General features: G+C 64.7%; 17 protein-coding genes and 1 tRNA gene. 5 read left to right on the plus strand and 13 right to left on the minus strand.

All coding sequences use genetic code 11. The features are described from left to right. Window positions 1–83: 83 nt before the first annotated feature. Window positions 84–1019: a LysR family transcriptional regulator gene (locus HWW83_RS05580; protein ID WP_033651839.1), complete on the plus strand. Its 936-nt coding sequence runs from the start codon at window positions 84–86 to the stop codon at window positions 1017–1019. Here the strand turns inward: HWW83_RS05580 and alkB are convergent. Then, entirely contained in the window at window positions 1002–1649 is a 648-nt protein-coding gene (alkB, locus tag HWW83_RS05585) for a DNA oxidative demethylase AlkB (protein ID WP_033643703.1), read from the minus strand. The two genes, HWW83_RS05580 and alkB, sit on opposite strands and share 18 nt — an antisense overlap. 139 nt (window positions 1650–1788) lie before the next feature. Here alkB and rarD point away from each other — a divergent pair, with 139 nt between their 5' ends. Continuing rightward, window positions 1789–2667 (plus strand): EamA family transporter RarD, encoded by an 879-nt coding sequence (rarD, locus tag HWW83_RS05590; RefSeq protein ID WP_033643705.1) that lies wholly within the window; start codon window positions 1789–1791, stop codon window positions 2665–2667. Window position 2668: 1 nt separating this feature from the next. Here rarD and dhbA read toward each other — a convergent pair whose 3' ends face one another. From dhbA to citC, 11 genes are all read right to left on the minus strand, one after another. After that, window positions 2669–3427, minus strand: coding sequence for a 2,3-dihydro-2,3-dihydroxybenzoate dehydrogenase (dhbA, locus tag HWW83_RS05595; protein WP_033643707.1), 759 nt, complete (start codon window positions 3425–3427; stop codon window positions 2669–2671). 100 nt (window positions 3428–3527) lie between these two features. Continuing rightward, complete coding sequence (locus HWW83_RS05600; protein WP_176589065.1) at window positions 3528–4718, minus strand: isochorismate synthase; 1191 nt, start codon at window positions 4716–4718, stop codon at window positions 3528–3530. A gap of 189 nt (window positions 4719–4907) precedes the next feature. Further along, window positions 4908–5600 carry a 4'-phosphopantetheinyl transferase family protein gene (locus tag HWW83_RS05605; RefSeq protein ID WP_042785751.1) on the minus strand — a complete coding sequence of 231 codons (693 nt, stop codon included), beginning with the start codon at window positions 5598–5600 and terminating at the stop codon, window positions 4908–4910. 161 nt (window positions 5601–5761) lie between these two features. Then, window positions 5762–6991: a bifunctional glucose-1-phosphatase/inositol phosphatase gene (agp, locus tag HWW83_RS05610; protein ID WP_043143150.1), complete on the minus strand. Its 1230-nt coding sequence runs from the start codon at window positions 6989–6991 to the stop codon at window positions 5762–5764. Window positions 6992–7137: 146 nt separating this feature from the next. Continuing rightward, window positions 7138–8601, minus strand: coding sequence for an anion permease (locus HWW83_RS05615; protein ID WP_033643712.1), 1464 nt, complete (start codon window positions 8599–8601; stop codon window positions 7138–7140). Between the two features lie 25 nt (window positions 8602–8626). Continuing rightward, window positions 8627–9511: a triphosphoribosyl-dephospho-CoA synthase CitG gene (gene citG, locus HWW83_RS05620; protein ID WP_033651844.1), complete on the minus strand. Its 885-nt coding sequence runs from the start codon at window positions 9509–9511 to the stop codon at window positions 8627–8629. Next, window positions 9492–10040, minus strand: a complete 549-nt coding sequence (gene citX, locus HWW83_RS05625) for a citrate lyase holo-[acyl-carrier protein] synthase (RefSeq protein WP_176589066.1) — start codon at window positions 10038–10040, stop codon at window positions 9492–9494. Before citX ends, citG begins: the two co-directional genes overlap by 20 nt. A gap of 3 nt (window positions 10041–10043) precedes the next feature. Beyond that, a complete protein-coding gene (gene citF / locus HWW83_RS05630; RefSeq protein ID WP_028130661.1) occupies window positions 10044–11549 on the minus strand; it encodes a citrate lyase subunit alpha in 1506 nt (501 codons plus the stop codon). Then, window positions 11549–12469 (minus strand): citrate (pro-3S)-lyase subunit beta, encoded by a 921-nt coding sequence (gene citE, locus HWW83_RS05635; RefSeq protein WP_016927085.1) that lies wholly within the window; start codon window positions 12467–12469, stop codon window positions 11549–11551. Before citE ends, citF begins: the two co-directional genes overlap by 1 nt. Next, window positions 12453–12761 (minus strand): citrate lyase acyl carrier protein, encoded by a 309-nt coding sequence (citD, locus tag HWW83_RS05640; protein WP_046687418.1) that lies wholly within the window; start codon window positions 12759–12761, stop codon window positions 12453–12455. Before citD ends, citE begins: the two co-directional genes overlap by 17 nt. Next, window positions 12761–13831 carry a [citrate (pro-3S)-lyase] ligase gene (citC, locus tag HWW83_RS05645; RefSeq protein WP_004940809.1) on the minus strand — a complete coding sequence of 357 codons (1071 nt, stop codon included), beginning with the start codon at window positions 13829–13831 and terminating at the stop codon, window positions 12761–12763. Before citC ends, citD begins: the two co-directional genes overlap by 1 nt. Before the next feature lie 313 nt (window positions 13832–14144). Here citC and dpiA point away from each other — a divergent pair, with 313 nt between their 5' ends. The 3 genes from dpiA to HWW83_RS05660 all read left to right on the plus strand — a co-directional run bounded on the left by dpiA (window position 14145) and on the right by HWW83_RS05660 (window position 18213). Next, on the plus strand, window positions 14145–14831 hold the full coding sequence (dpiA, locus tag HWW83_RS05650) for a two-component response regulator DpiA (RefSeq protein WP_033654924.1): 687 nt from the start codon (window positions 14145–14147) through the stop codon (window positions 14829–14831). Window positions 14832–14933: 102 nt separating this feature from the next. Beyond that, window positions 14934–18023 carry a beta-galactosidase gene (locus HWW83_RS05655; RefSeq protein ID WP_176589067.1) on the plus strand — a complete coding sequence of 1030 codons (3090 nt, stop codon included), beginning with the start codon at window positions 14934–14936 and terminating at the stop codon, window positions 18021–18023. A 114-nt stretch (window positions 18024–18137) separates the two neighbouring features. After that, window positions 18138–18213, plus strand: a tRNA-Asn gene (locus HWW83_RS05660). 145 nt (window positions 18214–18358) lie between these two features. On the opposite strand, the gene HWW83_RS05665 is transcribed toward HWW83_RS05660, so the two are convergent. Next, window positions 18359–19249, minus strand: coding sequence for an oxidoreductase (locus tag HWW83_RS05665; RefSeq protein WP_101452830.1), 891 nt, complete (start codon window positions 19247–19249; stop codon window positions 18359–18361). Window positions 19250–19275: the final 26 nt, after the last annotated feature.

The raw sequence follows: 19275 nt of genomic DNA on the forward strand, positions 1-19275 counted from the left end.
TTTTTCTCCTCGGTTCGAAGAGCCATTATATTCATGTCATAATCGGAGCATAATCCGTCGCCATCACAATGGACCTTTGCGTCATGAGCACAAATCTTTCTTACGCGCTGTTGGCCGAAATGGCCGTTTTCGTCCAGGTCGTGGAGAGCGGCAGCTTTTCCGCCGCCGCCCGCAAACTGGGCGCTTCACCTTCCGCCGTCAGCCGCAGCGTGGCGAAGCTCGAACAGGCGCTGGCGCTGCAGCTGCTGCATCGCACCACCCGTAAACTGCGGCTGAGCGAAAGCGGCGAAGAGGCGTTTGCGCACTGCCGCACCCTGCTGGCGGCGGCCGACGCGGTGATGGCGATCGGCGGGCGCGGCGCCGCAGAGCCCGAAGGGCTGGTCAGCGTCAGCGTGCCCAAGGCGGTAGGCCGTTTCGTGCTGCATCCGCACATGCCGGAGTTCCTGCGACGTTATCCGAAGGTGGACGTGAGGCTGCGGCTGGAAGATCGTTATATGGATCTGATCGACGACCGCGTCGATCTGGCGCTACGCATTACCGATCGCCCGTCGCCGGGCTTGATCGGCCGTCAGCTGATGCGAATAGACCACCTGCTGTGCGCCACGCCGCACTATCTGGCGCAGCACGGCGCGCCGCAGCACCCGCACGATCTGGCGGCGCACAGCTGCATCTATCTGGGAGAAACGCCGAGCGACGCGCAATGGAAGTTCCGCCGCAGCGGCAAAACGGTGACGGTCAACGTGCGCGGCCGCTACGCCGCCAACCACACCGGCGTGCGGCTGGACGCGGTGAAACGGCATATCGGCATCGGCAGCCTGCCGTACTTTACCGCCCGCCAGGCGCTCGACGAGGGCGAGATCGTGCAGGTACTGCCGGAATGGGATTTCCTCAGCAGCTATCACGGCGGCCTGTGGTTGCTTTACGCGCCCAACCAGTATCTGCCGCCCAAACTGCGGGTGTTTATCGACTATCTCGTCGCCTGCCTGGCGCAGGAGCCGCAGCTAAAGCGCCTTGCGTAGCGTGATGTTGATGCGGTGCGGCCCCACCAGCGAGTGGTAGCCTTCCTTGACCGGCAGGATGCCGTGGAAACAGAGCCGCGACGGGCCGCCCCACACCACCACGTCGCCGTGCGCCAATGGGATGCGCCGCGCCCGGTCGCTGCGTTGCAGCCCGCCGAACTGAAAGACTGCCGGCAACCCGAGCGACACCGAGACGATCGGCGCGCCGAAGTCGTGCTCGTCTTTATCCTGATGCAGCGACAGCTTGCTGCCCGGATCGTAACGGTTCATCAAACAGGAATCCGGCACGAAGGGGCCAAAGCCCGCCTGCTGCGCGGCTTCGTCCGCCAACGCCATCAGAATAGGCGGGATCGGCGGCCAGCGTTTGCCGCTGCGCGCGTCGCGTTCCGAGTAACGGTAGCCGCGGCTGTCGCTGGTCCAGCCGTTGCCGCACCAGCTCATCGCCACCGACATCACGTGCCCGCCGGGGGTGGTCAAATGCTGCCACGGCACCTGCGCCACCACGCCCTGCACCGCCGCCAGCAGTGCCGGCCCGTGATCGCGCACAAAGCCGTGCATCACCACCGCGCCGGGGGCGATCTCTTCACGCCACGGCGGCGGCAGCGCGTCTTCAAAAAGATCGATTGTCATCGCCAAAACCTGTATGAATACACAGTATCCATTGTAACCCGCCGCCGCCGATTGTCCAGCGCCCGGCTGCGCCATTGTCGTTGGCGGCAAATTTCTCTACAGTAGCCGCCATAAAATCAATCACTCACCAGGAATGCGTGTGATTAAGGGCATCACTCTTTCGGTCGTCGCCTCCATCTTGTTCGGCGCGATGTATTACTTCACCTCTACCCTCACCCCGCTGAACGGCGAACAGGTCTACGGCTGGCGCACGCTGCTGACGCTGCCGTTCCTGACGCTGTTCATGGCGCTGTCCGGCGATTGGCGCAAGGTGAGCGACACGCTGGTCGGGATAGGCCAACGGCCGCCGCGTCTGCTGGGCCTGCTGCTCACCTCGGCGCTGCTGGGGGTGCAGCTGTGGCTGTTCCTGTGGGCGCCGCTGCACGGCAAGGCGCTCGACGTGTCGCTCGGCTATTTTCTGCTGCCGCTGACCATGGTGCTGGCGGGCCGTTTGATCTACCGCGATCGGCTGTCGCTGCTGCAAAAACTGGCGGTGGCGTGCGCCGTGGCGGGGGTGGGCAATGAGCTGTATCAGGCGGGCGGCGTATCGTGGCCGACGCTGGTGGTAGCGCTAGGGTATCCGCTCTACTTTATTTTGCGGCGGCGTTTCGGCACCGACAATCTCGGCGGCCTGTGGTGCGAGCTGACGCTGATGCTGCCGGCGGCGGCCTGGTTCGCCTTCGGCGACGGCGGCGCGGCGGCGCTGCAGATCAATGCCGAGCTGTATTGGCGCATTCCGCTGCTCGGCGTCATCAGCGCCGTGGCACTGGTGTGTTACATCCTCGCAAGCCGCATGCTGCCGTTCAGCCTGTTCGGCCTGCTGAGCTATGTGGAACCGGTGCTGCTGGTGCTCGTCGCGCTGCTGCTCGGCGAGAGCATCAGCCAAAGCGAATGGCCAACCTATCTGGCGATCTGGCTGGCGGTGCTGCTGCTGGCGGCGGAGGGCGCGCGGCACCTGCTGCGCCGCCAGCGGGTCTGACTCAGGCGGCCAGCGTGGCGCCGCCGTCGATCACGATGTCCTGCATGGTGATGTGGCTGGCCAAATCCGAGGCCAGGAACAGCACCGCGTTGGCGATCTCGTCCGGACGCGCGATTTTACCCAGCGGGATCCCCAGCTTGAACATCTCGGGGAAGCCGGCGATGGTGCGTTGCTGCGCATCGTCGGTCTGCCACATGCCGCGCTGCATCGGCGTGTCGGTCGAGCCCGGCGACACCAGATTGCACCGCACGCCGAACGGCGCCATCTCCAACCCCACGCAGTGGTTCAGGCTGGTCAGCGCCGCCTTGGAGGCGCAGTAGGCCGCCATCTGCGCGCGCGGCACGTGCGCGGCGTTGGAGCCGATGCTGACGATCGCCCCGCTGCGCTGCGCCTTGAAGTGCGGCAGCACGGCGCGAAACAGGTAAAACGCCCCCGAGGCGTTGACGTTGATGCACTGGTGCCAGTCATCCACGCTCAGATCTTCGGTATTGCCCATGCGCAGAATACCGGCGGCGTTGACCAACACGTCCAGTCGCGGGTTCTCCGCCAGCTGTTGGCGGCACACCGCCTCCACCAGCTCCGGCCGGCTGATGTCCAACGTCACGCAGGGGTAAGGCAGATCCGGATTGGCGAATTCTCGGTCAAACCCCACCACCTCGGCGCCCTGGGTCAAAAAGTGGCGGGCGATCTGCTCGCCGATGCCGCGCGCCGCGCCGGTCACCCACACGCGTTTGCCGGTGAAATCCATCTGAATGCTCATGCGCGCACCGCCATCCGGGCGCACCGCCGGGTCATGTTGTTGTTCATCGTTGTCTCCTGCGAAAGGCTATGACGCGGCGCGGACTGCGCCGCAAAGAGGCCTACAGCGCGCCGCTGTTCAGGCCGAAAGCGTTGAGCATGGTGCCCAGTTTGGCGGTGGTTTCCATCCACTCGGACTGCGGCGTCGAGGCGGCGACGATGCCCGCGCCGGCGAACAGCCGCACCCGGTTGCCGCGCAGCAGCCCGCTGCGGATGACGATCGCCCACTCGCCGTCGCCGTTGGCATCGCACCAGCCGACAATGCCGCTGAACAAGCCGCGATCGTGCGGTTCCAGAGCGGCGATCAGCTGGCGGGCGCTTTCGGTCGGGAAGCCGCACAGCGCCGGCGTCGGATGCAGCAGGCAGGCCAGCTGCATCACGTTGAGATTCGGGTTCAGCAGCTCGCCGCGAATGCGGGTGGACAGGTGCCACATGGTGCCGGTGCTGAGCAGCGACGGGCCGCTGGGTACGCTCAGGGTGGCGCACAATGGCGCCAGGTGGCGGCGAATGTCGTCGATCACCAGCTTGTGTTCGTATTTGTCTTTGGTCGAGCGCATCAGGCGCTCGCTGCCGAGGCGATCCTGCTGCGGATCGTCCTGTCGGCGCGCCGAGCCCGCCAGCGGATTGGTGTGGATCTCGCCGCCCTGCTTGCGGATCAGCAGTTCAGGGCTGGCGCCGATCAACACGCTGCCATCGGCCAGCGGCAGGGAGAAGTGGTAACCGGTCGGGTTCTGCACCATCAGGTTATTGAGGATCCGGTGGCCGGCCACCGGATCCTCCAGCTCGATATCGAGGATGCGCGACAGCACCGCCTTGTCCAGCTTGCCTTGTTTAAAGCGGCTGACCGCTTCCGCGACCGCGTGTTTGAATCGCGGTTCATCTGGAATACTGGTGCAGGCGACCAGGCGATGCGGCTGTTGCAGCATCGGGCGCGCGGCGCGGATAAAGCTGTCGTTGGCGACGAATCGGCTTTCTTCAGGGATATACAGGCAGGAAGGCCGGCGCGTGTCGAACGGAATGGCGCCCACCACCACCGGGGCCGCCTGGCCGGCGGCTTTGGCGCGCGCCAGCGCCTGGCGAATATGCTGCGCCAGCGCGCTGCCTTCCTGCTCGCCGCCGAACGCCGGCGTCTCGATACGCTCAAACACGCCATCGGCGGAGAGGGAACGGAATTCTGACCGGTACAAAAAGGTCGATTGTTCGGCGTACTCAAACCCGGAGAAGGTTTGGTTTTCTGTCGTCAGTGTCGCCACAAGACCACTCCTTTGTTGCGCCTCACCAATGATAATGTTTATGCGAATAATTATCATTAGCTGTAAAGGGTGGGTAAATTACACCGGATCCCCACCGTCGGTCAATCTCCGATGAATGAATCTTTCCGCACGCCGCGGCAAATTCGCGTTACGCCACAACAAGAAATAACACACTGTTATTATTGTGTTTTAGCAAAAAATAAAAGTCGTGACATCGTCACCTTCACGCCAAAACCGCCCGGCGAAACGCCGTCCGGCGCAGCAATGCGGCGTCAACGTGGTGAGCAGCGCCAATTCGAACGTCTGCCGCTGCGCATCCACCGCCACCATCCGCGCATCAAGAAAATCGAAATATCGGCGCACCTGCGGGTACAGCGCTTTGAACAGGCTCTCTTTGGCGGAAAACGTCAGCGTCAGCAGCTCGTTGAACGGCAGCGTTTCGCCCAGCAACGTCTCGCGCTCCACCGGTGAAACGATCGCGCTCCACAGCTCCTCCGCTCGCGCCACGGACAGCAGCGTCTCCACATCCAGCCCAACGCCGCCCAGCCCGCTCTCTCGGTGTACGGCGCACAGCGCGGTATGCGAATTATGGCTCAGCGCCCCGGCGATGCCCGGCGGCCACTGCGGCGCGCGATCTTCGCCGCGCGCCAGGGTGAAGTCGGCGAAACCGAGCGGCGCCAGCAGCTGTCGCGCCAGCACACGCCCGGCCAGATACTCCGCACGGCGTTTCGGCACCGCGCGCGCCAGGTGGTCCGGCAGCGTAAAGCCCGCCTCGGGAAAACTGTCGTCGCGATACTCCGCCAGCGCAAACTGGCAGCGCGCCACCTGGCCCGGATAGCCGTCCGGCGTGAAAAATTCGATATTGCGGATAAAAGTGGGCAACGGCGGTATCCATGATAAGCAGGCTGGCTGATGATGTTAGCCCCCGAAACGGCCTGCAACAATGACCCTGGGCAAAATAAATGGCGTTAAGTCCCGCGCGGAGGCGCGTTGGGCGAAATGGGAAAAGGCCTCTCCCCCGCATTCGGGAGAGAGGCCGGGCATTACAAGATGCCTTTCATGGTCTTCTCGAAATCGCTCCAGGCGCAGAAGCCGTCTTTATCGATCGGGCAGCCTTTCAGCGCCAGCGTCACGCGCTGCGGCGGGGTTTGCAGCGTCAGCGGTGTCGCCTTGCGCAACTGCTCGGTGGACTGATAGACGTACTCGATCTTCAGCAATTCCCGGTCGTTCTGCGCGTCGCGCCAGCGCTGGAACACCAGTTTGCCGCCGATCGGCGTTTTCTCGTACTGCTGCGGCAGCTGATACGGCTGGAACTGCATGGCCGACAGCAGCGAGGCGATATTGGAGTCGTGGCCCACCAGCACCGTCAGCTTCGGCGCGTCCGGTTTACGCTCGCCCAGCAGCGCGTTGTTGATGTAGGTCAGCAGCGGCTTGGCGACGTTCTGCGCCACCACCGGCGAGGTGAACAGCGAATCCTGATAGCCGTCTTTCAACTGCGCCAGCTGCTGCCACTGGTGCGGCGTGGCGATTTTGCCCCAGGCCACCTCTTTCATCGGGAAACCTTCGTAGTACTGCAGCATAAAGGCGTCCACCAGCGAGTTGCCCACCCGCAGCGGGCCGGAGACGCCCGGCTCTTTGCCCGGCACCGCGCTCATCACGCTGGCTTCTTTGGTCAGGTCGCAGTGTTTGTCGGTCTTGCAGGCGGCGGAATCCTTGTAGTCGATGATCTTCGCCAACTGCTGATAAGAGGCGTCCAGCTTCAGCGATCCCAGCGCGGCGTTCATCGCGGCCAGCGCCTGCTGGTTGAAGGCTTCGCTGGTGTCGGTGATGATCGGGTTGAAGGTCGGATCCATCTCGCCCATCTTGTCCTGATGGTGCACGCTGACGTCGCAGCCCGGGAACGCGCCATTGCTGAAGAACTGCGCGGTGGCCACCGTGCGCTGCAGGCTGTTGGCGTAGACGTACACGCTGCCGGCGGTCGGGCAGCCCTCTTGCGGCAACAGGCCGGTCTGCTTCAGCCAGGCGTTGAAATAGTGCCCCATATACACTTCCAGCACCCCGCCCTTGGTGGTCAGCTGGCCGCCCGGCGTTTCCCAGGCCGGCCAGGCCTTCGGCGTGGACTGCGCCAGCACGCTGCCGTTGTTGGCCAGCGGCGCGCGCAGGTTATGGCGGCTCATCACCAGCACCTGTTCCAGTTGATAACCACCGGCGTCCGCCAGCGCGTTCCCGGTGAATAACAAAGGCAGGCACAGCAATAACGTTTTTTTTCTCATCCGCAGAGGCTCCCGGAAAATGATTATTTTTAAGGTGTTAGCGTTTGCCTGCGTATGATGGCGGGGTTAGTGTGACAAGTGTGTGACAGGGTTCACGGGAAAAGATCGTACCAGCGGCCACCGGGCGGCGGCCGCTGTGCGTCAACTCAGTACCACAGGCTCATGATTGGCCAGCCGATCAGCAGCAGCGCGGCGATGTACACCACGCCGAGAATGCCGCCCAGGCGCCAGTAGTCTTTCGACTTCACATAGCCGCAGCCGTAGATAATCACCCCCGGCCCGGTGGCGTACGGCGTCAGCACGCCCATGATGCCGATCGACAGCACCAGCAGCATCGACAGCTGCTCCATCGGCACGCCCGGCAACCCTTTGCCGACCGCCAGGATCACCGGCAGCATGGTGGCGGTGTGCGCCGACAGGCTGGCGAACAGGTAGTGGGCGAAGTAGAACACCAGCACCAGCGCCACTACCGTCATGTTCGGCGAGAAGCCGTCCAGGTGGGTGCTCATGGTCTGGGCGAACCAGTCGATAAAGCCGGAGCGCGTCAGGCCGTTGGCCATCACCACCAGCGTCGCCAGGTTAACCAGCGTATTCCAGGCGCTGGAGTATTTGGTAATGTCTTTCCACGACACCACGTGCAGCGCCAGCATCAGCGACACCGCCAACAGGCACACCGCAGTGGCGTCCAGCACCTTGCCGCCGAACACCCACAGGCATAGGCTGAGCAGCACCAGGCCGATCAGGGTGTACTCCTTGCGCGTCAGCTTGCCCATTTCCCCCAGCGCGGTATTCGCCCAGGCGGCCACTTCGCTGCTGTGGGTCACGCCCGGCTTGTAGAGGTAGTAGGAGATCAGCGGCGCGATGATCAGCAGCAGCAGGCCGACCGGCAGGAACGCCAGGAACCACTGCATCCAGCTGATGTGCACCCCGGCTATCTTGCCGACGAACTCGATGCCCAGCACGTTCGGCGCGGCGCCGGTGACGAACATCGAGGAGCTGATGCTGGTGCCGACCACCATCATCCACATCAGGTAGCCGCCGATGCGGCGCGAAGAGGGATCGTTAGGGAAGGAATCGAACAACGGCGGCAGGTTTTTCACCACCGGGAACACCGTGCCGCCGGTGCGCGCGGTGTTGGACGGCGTGAACGGCGCAAGCAGGATATCGATGATCACCACCGCATAGCCCAGCGTCAGCGTGCGCTTGCCCATGAATTTCACCAGGAACAGCGCGATGCGCCGCCCCAGCCCGGTGGCCTCGTAGCCCAGCGCGAAGATAAAAGCACCGAACACCAGCCAGACGGTGGTGCTGGAGAAGCCCGCCAGCCCCCATTTCAGCGCCTCTTTACCGGCCTTGAAGCCCGGCTCCGCCAGTTCCTGCGCGCCGAACAGCACCCAGTTGGCGCTCAGCACGCTGACGGTCACCGCGATAAAACTGATGGCGGTGGCCGGGATCGGCTCCAGAATCATGCCGACGATCATCGCCACAAAGATGGCGAAATAGTGCCACGCCTGCGGCGGCATGCCGTCGGGCACCGGTATCAATAACAGGATCGCGAGCACCGCCAGCGGCGCTATCGCTTTCCAGATCTTTTCCTGGGTTTGGGACATAGGGACTCTCCTGAAGGCTTGGTTATTATTCTTGGGCACCCAGCTGCGCCAGCAGCCAGGTCACTATCAACAAGTCGGCGCTGCCGCCGGGGCTGAGGTTGCGGGCAATGCAATCGGCATCGAAGCGCCGCAGGCGCGCCAGGCCCGCCTCCCCCGCCGAGCCGCCCTGCGCCAGCAGCAAAGCCGCCCGGCGCCGCAGCCAGCGCAGCCCGCGCAGGCCGCCGCGCGAGGCGACGTTGGTGTCATCGTTGTGGGCCATCAGCCACAGCAGGCTGTCCAGCAGCGCCCGCTGTTCGTCGCCACCGGCGGCCAGCCGTTGCCGATACAGCGGCAGCGCGCCGTCAAGCACCAACCGAAAACCGGATTCCGCCTCGCCGCGCGCGCCGCTGAGGCCATACGCAGCGAACAAGCGCTGGCCGGCGGTCTGCCCGGCGTTGTTGCATCGCAGCTCGCTGTCCACCAGCCCTCGGCACATCGCCGCCACTTCGGCGCATAACGATGCGGCACTGATGGCCCGGCCCTGCTGCTGCAGGCGGCCGAAGGCGGCGCACAGCAACCCGAGTGAGAACACGCTGCCCTTATGGGTGTTAATGCCGCCGGTGGCGCGAAACATCTGGTTTTCGCAGGCCAGGCCGAGCGGCCGCAGCCGCGCCAACTGCCGCTCCGCCGGCCGGCAGGCGTCTTCGCGGCCGCGCTGGATAAAACGCGGCAGCCACACGCCGATGGCGCGGGCGCTGCGGTAGAAATGCCCAAGATCCATGTCGCGATGGGCGCCGGTGTTATGGCGATCCACCAGCCCCGGTTTGGGCGTGAGGTTGACCTCCACCAACAGCGCGCGAAAGGCGGCGCGGGCGAAGTCGCAGGCCGGCTCGGCTCGGCGGGCGGGTGGATTAATCGGCAGAGATCGCATCGTTGAACATCCTTTCCATTTCTTGCAGCAGCTGCTCGCTGCCATGCCGCCGCTGGCGGGCGCAGATCTTGGCCGGTTGGCCGCACAGCAGGCAGCGCCGCGCCGATAGGCCGATGTCGCGGCGCGACAAAATGCGCCCCTGCGTATCCAGCACGTCGATATCCCACAGCCGGCCGATCGGGCGGCTCACCTCCAGCTGCATGGCGCAGTCCTTCACCCGCTGGGCATCGGCGCGCAGCGCCACAAACCCTTCGCAACCGGTGGCGAGCGCCAGCGCCTCGGCCTGCGGGCTGGGCCAACCCTGTTCGGCGCACAGTCGCAGCAGCGCCGCCCACCCCAGGTTGAAGATGCCGCGCGTCAGCGCGCTGTCCTTCACCGGGCCGGGCACCACCAGCGTCAGCACCAGCAGCGTGCACTCGTGCTGCGCCAGCCACGCCTGCTGCCGCGCCTGGCGGCATTCGCGGCTGGTGAGCAACTCCGGCAGGCTGACCGCGCGTTCGGCGGCCAGTTGGGGATCGACGGCGGCCATCGCTTACTCCGCCACCTGATGCACCACGTCGATCACCGAGCCGTCGCGGTAGCGCACCACCGCCACCACCTTGTCGGTAAAGGCGATCGGCTGCGGTTCGCCGGTCAGCTGCAGCGCGCGGGCGCGCAGCCAGTCGATGCTCACCACCTCGAGCCCGGCCTCCCGCAGGCGCTGCGCCAGCTCCGGCCGCGCCGGGTTGACGGCGATGCCGTGGTCGGTCACCAGAATGTCGATGCTGGAGCCCGGCGTGACGCAGGTGGTCACCTGCTCCACCAGCGTCGGGATGCGCCCACGCACCAGCGGCGCGACGATGATCGCCAGCCGCGCAGCGGCGGCGGTGTCGCAGTGGCCGCCGGACGCGCCGCGCAGCACGCCGTCGGAGCCGGTCAGCACGTTAACGTTGAAGCCGGTGTCGATTTCCAGCGCGCTCAGCACCACCACGTCGAGCCGATCGACCGACGCGCCCTTGGAGCTGAAGTTGGCGTACTGGTTGGCGCTGATTTCGATATGGCGCGGGTTGCGCGCCAGCGAGGTCGCCGCCGCCCGATCGAAGCTCTGCACGTCCAGCAGCTTGCCGATCAACCCTTTCTCGTGCAGATCCACCATGGTCGAGGTGATGCCGCCGAGGGCGAACGCGGCGCGAATGCCGCGGGCGCGCATCTTGTCCTCCAGGAAACGGGTCACCGCCAGCGAGGCGCCGCCGGTGCCGGTTTGCAGTGAAAACCCTTCGGTGAAGTAGCCTGAACCGGCGATCACCTCGGCGGCGCGGCGGGCGATCAGCAGCTCGCGCGGGTTCGAGGTCATGCGCGTGGCGTCAGCGCCGATCTTGTCGGCGTCGCCCACCCGCTCCAGCTGCACGATCAGATCCACCCGATCCTGCGCCAGGCTGGCGGGATGATGCGGATACGGCACCAGCTGCTCGGTCAGCAGCACCACGGTGCCCGCCGCCTCGGCGTCCACCCGCGCATAGCCGAGCGAGCCGCAGCAGGCTTCACCGCTGTAGCCGTTGGCGTTGCCGAACTCATCGCAGGCCGGCACGCCGAGGAAGGCCACGTCTATCTTCAGCTCGCCGGATTCGATCAGATTGACCCGGCCGCCGTGCGAGTGAATTTGCACCGGCTCCGCCAGCAGGCCGCGCGATACGGCGTCCGCCAGCGGGCCGCGCAGCCCGGAGGTGTAAATGCGGCTCACCACGCCGTGGCGGATATGCTCAACCAACGGCGCATGGCAGTCGGTCAGCGAGCTGGAGGCCAGCGTCAGGTTGCGGAACCCCATCGCCGCCAGCGTCTCCATCACCTGATTGAGCGCCAGATCGCCGCCGCGAAATGCATGGTGGAAGGAGATGGTCATGCCGTCCTGCAGCCCGCTGCGGCGCACCGCTTCCTGCAAGGAGTCGCACAGCTTGAGATCGCGCGGTTTACGCGCCTGCAGGTTGGCTTTGGACACGTCCTGATAACCCGGCAGATCCGCCGGGTTGGCGAAGGTCATCAATCGTTGTTGGCGGTTCATCATGCTTCCTCCCCGTGCTGCGCCGGTTCTTCCCGTAAGCCGGACAGCGCGGCGCGCTCCAGCACCAGCCGGGCGCGTTCAATCACCGGGCTGTCGACCATTTTTCCGTTGAGCGACACCACGCCGCGCCCTTCCCGCTCCGCCGCTTCGGCGGCGTCCACCACCCGCTGCGCGTGCGCCACCTCTTTGGCGGTCGGCGCATACAGGTTGTGCAGCAGCTCAATCTGGCGCGGGTTGATCAGCGATTTGCCGTCGAAGCCGAGCTGTTTGATCAGCGCCGCTTCCTGCAGGAAGCCGGCCTCGTTGTTGGCGTCGGAGTAGACGGTGTCGAACGCCTGAATGCCGGCGGCGCGCGCCGCCTGCAGCAGCGAGCAGCGGGCGAACAGCAGCTCAATGCCCTCCGGCGAGCGTTCGGTGCGCAGGTTGCGCACGTAGTCTTCCGCCCCCAGCGCGATGCCGATAAGACGCGGCGAAGCGTGCGCGATCGCCACCGCGTTGGTGATGCCCTGCGCCGATTCGATCGCCGCCAGCAGCCCGGTGCTGCCTACCGGCCGGCCGCAGGCCGCCTCGATGGCGGCGATCTCGCGCTCCATGTCGACAACGTCCTGCGCGCTGTCGGTCTTCGGCAGGCGCACGATGTCCGCGCCGCCGCGCACCACCGCCTGCAGGTCCGCCAGGCCGTAGGCGGAGTCGAGCGCATTGACGCGCACGATGGTTTCCACCTCCTGGTACAGCGGGTGCTGCAGCGCGTGGTACACCAGCCGGCGCGCCGCGTCTTTTTCACGCAGGATCACCGAGTCTTCCAGATCGAACATCAGCGCATCAGCCTGATAGATAAAGGCGTTGCTGACCATCGCCGCGTTGGCGCCGGGAACGAACAGCATGCTGCGGCGCAGCCGGGTTTTATTCAGCGTTTTCATCTTTCGCCTCCCACGGCAGTTGGCCGCTCTCGCAGGCGCGCATCAGCGCGGTTTCCAGCCGGGCGCGCAGCACGCAGTCCAGCGCCCCTTTGTCGTCGACGATCACCTGCACCGGCTCCACCTCATAACGCTGCAGCACCTCCAGCAGGGTGCGGCGGATCGCCGCGCCGAACTGTTTTTCCACGCTGCTGGCGATCAACAGATCGTGCTGCGGCCCCTCGGCGGGCGCGATGCGCACCATGACATCGCTGGATTCCAGCGTGCCGGCCATTGCTTCTCGGATAATTTTCATCATTCACCTGATTGTGCGGACTCAAAAGGATGCGGGGCCGCCTTGGCCCGGCGCTGCGTTTGCAGATCCTGCAGGTAGTACAGGGTGTCCGGCGGCACCAGCGGCGCGGCGGCGTGGAAGTCCCCCGCCGCCAGCAGCTTGCGCACCCAGGAGGCGGAGATCGCCGTGCCCTGATATTGCAAACGCTCGATTTCCACCAGCGCGATCGGCGGGCTGGGCAGCGCCGGCGTTTCCAGCCAGTAGCGCATGTCGCGGTTGTATTTCGCGGTCACCGCGCAGAACGGCTCGTTGCCGACGAAGCGGTGGGTGATGCCCAGCGCGGGCGCCAGATACTGGCGGAAGATCTTCAGATCGATTTCGGTGTAACAGTCGTCGGCCACGCCCTGGTCCTTGATGAAGTAACAGGGGAAAGTGGCGCGCGAGATCACGTACTGCGAGCCTTCGTGTACCGTGAGGTTGGGGATATCGGCGGTGCCGGCCAGCACCAGCCGGCGCCGGTCTTCATAGCTGAAGCGCGAGGTGTTTTCCTTCACCAGAAACAGGTGCAGCCAGTCGCAGCGCTTGGCCGCCTGACGCACCAGATACTGGTGCCCGCGGGTAAAGGGGTTGGCGTTCATCACGATACTGCCGATGGTGTCGCCCGGCCGGCGCTGGCTCGCCAGCTGGGCGGCGTAGCGCTTCAGGCGGCACGGGCTGTTTTCCATCAGCACCACGATGCCCGGCACGGTGGCGATCGGGTAGAAACCGCACTGGCGGAACAGCGGCTCGTTCTGCACCTTGGTGTAGATAAACAGCTGGGTGTGGTGGCGCTCGTAGGCCAGGTTCACCAGCTCGGTCGCCAGCGCCAGCGCCAACCCTTCGCCGCGCATCAGCGGGCTGATGGCGACGCATTTGATAATATTGTCGGCGATGCCGCCGCAGGCGACCAATTTGTCGTGCTGGGTAACGGTAATAAATATTTCAACCGTGGTATCGATATTCAGATCGTTACTGCGCAAGAAGGCGCTTATTTCCGAAATCGCTTTATGATCCGATCGCTTTACCCTATTAAATACGGCATCGCCTAACATAACACGCTCTCTGGGTTAACTGGCAAACAACAAATGAAATACAAAAAGGCATTTTAATTAACATCAGGAATGACAATTAAAACCTTAAAAACCATGAAGATAAAATCACCCTCTCGTTCGATAAACCCATGGTAAGCAGAAAAAAAACGCGGATTATTGACCTATTTCACAAACCGATCCCGGTTAATAAGTTATTTAATGTTCTTTATTTGCTTAATTAATCTTATGGTGTTTATTATTGAGATAATCTTTATTTGGCGCCGCAATTCACTTACATTCACTTAGCATTTTTATTGCAATTACGGGTCGCACTATGGAATGGCTGAACATCCTGATCGTTGAAGACGAAACGCCGCTGGCGGAGATGCACGCGGAGTTTATCCGCCAGAACGGCGGCTGCCGCCAGATTTGGCTGGCCGGCACGCTGGCGCAGGCGCGCGCCATGACCGAACGCTTCAAGCCGGATCTGATCCTGCTGGACAACTTTCTGCCGGACGGCCAGGGCATCACCCTGCTGCGCGAACTGACGCTGAGCGGTTATCGCGGCGGCATCGTGTTCATCACCGCCGCCAGCGACATGGCCACCGTGGCCGAGGCGTTGCGCTACGGCGTGTTCGACTACCTGATCAAACCGCTGGCCTATGACCGGCTGAGCCAGACGCTGCTGCGCTTCAGCCAGCGCCGCGAAGCGTTGAAGGACAAAGCGCGCCTCAACCAGCGCCGCATCGACGAGATGTTCAATACCTACGCCCGCGGCGAGCAGCAGGCGGCGCTGCCCGCCGGCATCGACGAGCTGACGCTGGGCAAGGTCCGCGCGCTGTTCGCCGAACCCGCCGCGCGGCACACCGCTGAAAGCGTTGCGCAAAAAATGGGGCTCAGCCGCACCACCGCGCGCCGTTATCTGGAGTTTTGCACCGCCGCGCAGCAGCTGCGCGCCGAGATCATTTACGGCAAGGTAGGCCGCCCACAGCGGATCTATCGCGCCGGCGAACCGCATTAACGGTTATTTGATCGCCCTTGCAAGGTTGCGTGTAACCGCTTTACTTTTTATGCGCCGGTCAGCATCTTGGTGAGCATCACCTAGCCGACTGGACGATCGCCGATGCCTGCTGCGCCCCTAGCTTCCCTGACCGAGATCCTTGCCCGCCGTGACTGGCAAAACCCCGCCTGCACCCACTACCGCCGGCTGGAGGCCCACCCGCCGTTCGCCAGCTGGCGCACGGTGGAAGACGCGCGCGACGACGCCCCCAGCGCCAGCCGCCGATCGCTGAACGGCGAGTGGCGCTTCAGCTATTTCCCGCGCCCAGAGGCCGCGCCGGAGAGCTGGTTGCAGCAGGATCTGCCGGACGCCGCCCCGCTGGCGGTGCCGGGCAACTGGCAGCTCGCCGGCTACGACGCGCCGATCTACACCAACGTGCGCTACCCGTTCCCGGTCGATCCGCCGCGCGTACCGGAAGACAACCCGACCGGCTGCTACTCGCGCGCCTTCAGCGTCGATCCGGCCTGGCTGGCCGCCGGTCAGACGCGCGTCATCTTCGACGGCGTCAACTCGGCGTTCTATTTATGGTGCAACGGCCACTGGGTCGGCTATTCGCAGGACAGCCGCCTGCCGGCGGAGTTCGATCTCAGCCCGTGGCTGCGGCCGGGTGAAAACCGGCTGGCGGTGATGGTGCTGCGCTGGTGCGACGGCAGCTACCTGGAAGATCAGGATATGTGGCGCATGAGCGGCATCTTCCGCGACGTCAGCCTGCTGCACAAACCCGCCGCGCACCTGAGCGATGTGCGCATCACCACGCCGCTGCATGACAGCTTTACCCGCGGCGAACTGGTGGTGACGGCGCGCGCCAGCCGGCCCGGCCCGCTGCAGGTGCAGATTCAGCTGTGGCGCGACGGCGCGCGAGTGGCCGAACGCACCCAACCGCTCGGCAGCGAGATCGTGGACGAACGCGGCGCCTATGACGATCGCGTCACGCTGCGCCTGCCGGTGGAACGCCCGGCGCTGTGGAGCGCCGAAACGCCCGCGCTGTATCGCGCTACCGTCGCCCTGCTCTCGCCCGAAGGGGAGATTATCGAGGTGGAGGCCTATGACGTCGGCTTCCGCCAGGTAGAGATCAGCGGCGGGCTGTTGAAGCTCAACGGGCAGCCGCTGCTGATCCGCGGCGTTAACCGCCACGAGCATCATCCGCGCCACGGCCAGGTGATGGACGAGGCGACGATGCGCCACGACATCCTGCTGATGAAGCAGCACAACTTCAACGCAGTGCGCTGTTCCCATTACCCCAACCACCCGCTGTGGTACCGGTTGTGCGACCGCTACGGGCTGTACGTGGTGGACGAAGCCAATATCGAGACCCACGGCATGCAGCCGATGAACCGCCTGGCTGACGATCCGCTGTGGCTGCCGGCGATGAGCGAGCGCGTCACGCGCATGGTGCAACGCGATCGCAACCACCCTTGCATCATTATCTGGTCGCTGGGCAACGAGTCCGGCCACGGCGCGAACCACGACGCGCTGTACCGCTGGGTGAAAAGCCAGGATCCGACCCGCCCGGTGCAATATGAAGGCGGCGGCGCCGACACCGCCGCCACCGACATCATCTGCCCGATGTATGCGCGAGTGGATCAGGATCAGCCGTTCCCGGCAGTGCCCAAATGGGCGATCGGCAAGTGGATCGGCCTGCCGGAGGAGCCGCGCCCGCTGATCCTGTGCGAATACGCCCACGCGATGGGCAACAGTTTCGGCGGTTTCGAGCGCTACTGGCGCGCGTTCCACGCACATCCGCGCCTGCAGGGCGGCTTTGTCTGGGACTGGGTCGATCAGGCGCTGATCAAACGCGACGATCGCGGCGAAGAGTTCTGGGCCTACGGCGGCGACTTCGGCGACACCCCCAACGATCGCCAGTTCTGCCTGAACGGGCTGGTGTTCGCGGATCGCACCCCGCATCCGGCGCTGTTCGAAGCGCAGCGGGCGCAGCAGCTGTTCCGCTTCGCCTTCGATGCCGCCTCGCTGACGCTGACCGTCACCAGCGATTACCTGTTCCGCCACACCGACAACGAACAGCTCAACTGGCGGCTGGAGCTGGACGGCGTGGAGCGCGCCAGCGGCAGCCTCGATCTGGCGCTGCCGCCGCAGGGCAGCACTCGCTTCACCCTGCTCGACCGGCTGCCGATGCTGCATCAGCCCGGCGAGCTGTGGCTGAACGTGGAGGTGGTGCAGCCGCAGGCCACCGACTGGTCCGAAGCGCACCACCGCTGCGCCTGGGATCAGTGGCGGGTGCCGCGCGCGCTGCATCCCGCGCCGCCGCCGGCGCAGGGCGTGCCGCCAATGCTGATTGAAGACGATCAGGGGCTGACGCTCACCCACGGCGACCAGCGTTGGCGCTTCGAGCGCAGCAGCGGCCACCTGACGCAGTGGTGGCAGAATGAGCAGCCGCAGCTGCTGACGCCGCTGCGCGACGGTTTTGCGCGCGCGCCGATCGATAACGACATCGGCGTCAGCGAAGCGGACCATATCGATCCCAACGCCTGGATCGAACGCTGGAAGCTGGCGGGCCTGTACCGGCTGGAAGAGCGCTGCACGCAGTTGCAGGCCGATGCGCTGCAAAACGGCGTGCGGGTGGTGAGCGAACACCAGTTCGGCGTGGACGGGCAGATTTTGCTGATTAGCCGCAAGCAGTGGCTGTTCGACGCGCTGGGCGCGGTGAGCGTGAACGTGGAGGTCGAGGTGGCCGACGCCCTGCCGCCGCCGGCGCGCATCGGCCTGCACTGCCAACTGGCGACGGTGCAGCCGCAGGCGGAATGGCTGGGTCTGGGCCCGCACGAGAACTACCCGGATCGCCGCCTGGCCGCGCAATACGGGCGCTGGCGCCTGCCGCTGGCAGCTCTGCACACGCCGTATATTTTCCCCGGCGAGAACGGCCTGCGCTGCGACACCCGCAGCCTGCGCTACGGCGGCTGGCGCATCGACGGCCGCTTCCACTTCTCGCTCAGCCGCTACGGCCTGCAACAGCTGATGGCCTGCAGCCACCAGCACCTGCTGCAGCCGGAAGCAGGCACCTGGCTGCATCTGGACGGCTTCCACATGGGGGTGGGCGGCGACGATTCCTGGAGCCCGAGCGTGCACCGGGATTACCTGCTCACCGCCGGCGTTTACCGCTATCAGCTGCGCCTGCAGCGAGCGCCAGAGGGCTAAATCTGCCAAAAAACTCAACGGGTTGCGCATTCTGTAAGCAAACAGTCACAGAATGTGTAATCCGCCTTTGACATGCCGACGGCGCCTCGCTATTATTCGCCCCGTTCACACGATTCCTCTGTAGTTCAGTCGGTAGAACGGCGGACTGTTAATCCGTATGTCACTGGTTCGAGTCCAGTCAGAGGAGCCATATTTAGAGAAGCCCGCTTAAGGAAACTTAAGCGGGCTTTTTGCTGTTGGCGGGTTTGGGCTGCGGCAGGCAACCGGCTGTCTGAATGCCAACCGTACTGACAGCGAAAATACCCTTGCCCGACGAACGCCTGCGCCGCCGGCTATCACCCCGGCCCTTCACTGCCCGCGGCCAGCAGCGGCACCAGGATATCGCTAATCGGCGTAGGGATGCCCTGCAAGCGCCCATAACGCTGCACGACACCATTGCGTATGTCCCACTCCAGTGGCCGGTTGGCCTGCCGGTCGGCAAGAATAGAGGTGCCCAAATCCGCGGGCGCACGCTGAAAGCCGTCCACGATCGCCTCCGGCACGTTATCGTGAAGCACCGCACCCTGCGCGCGCGCGACGGCCAGGCATTCACGCAGATAAGCCAGGGCCAGTTGCGTTATGTCGGCGCGCGAAAACATGCCTGCGCGGCGATTGGCCAGCACCATCAGCCCCGCAGCCGCATTCTGCAACAGCTTACGCCAGGCAATCGAGAGAAAATCCGATGACAGCTCAACCGCACAGCGTGAACCGCTGAGCGCGTCGGCGATCGCTTGCGCCTGTGGCGCATCCGGCAGTGTCAGGCGCGGCGTGGCGCGTAGCCTGACGGACGCATCTTGCTCGCGCTGCGCCGGAAACCACACCACGGAGGGCAGCACCGTCGCCCCATTGACGTAAGGCGCCAGCAGAGATTGCTGCTCGACGCCGTTTTGCAGCGCACACACGACGGTGTTTTTATTGCACAACGCCGCCAGCCAGCCCGTGCTGTCGGTTACCTGCGTGGTTTTTACGGCGACAAAAACCAGATCGTAGGGATGGGCGACGGTACGCGGATCGCTTAAAACCGGCCCCGGCACCACCACTTCTCCCTCATCGTGGCGCAGAATTAATTGCGGATGGGCCGTACGCCCGCAAAGCAGCGGCGTGCGGCCCACTTCATGAAGCGCCGCGGCGATGGCGGTGCCGATGGCGCCGGGGCCAATAAGCGCAATAGTAGGGCGATCGGACATAGCGAGTCCTCCAGGTTGGATTAACC

The sequence above is a fragment of the Serratia ureilytica genome, assembly GCF_013375155.1.
In the GTDB taxonomy this organism is placed as follows: domain Bacteria; phylum Pseudomonadota; class Gammaproteobacteria; order Enterobacterales; family Enterobacteriaceae; genus Serratia; species Serratia ureilytica.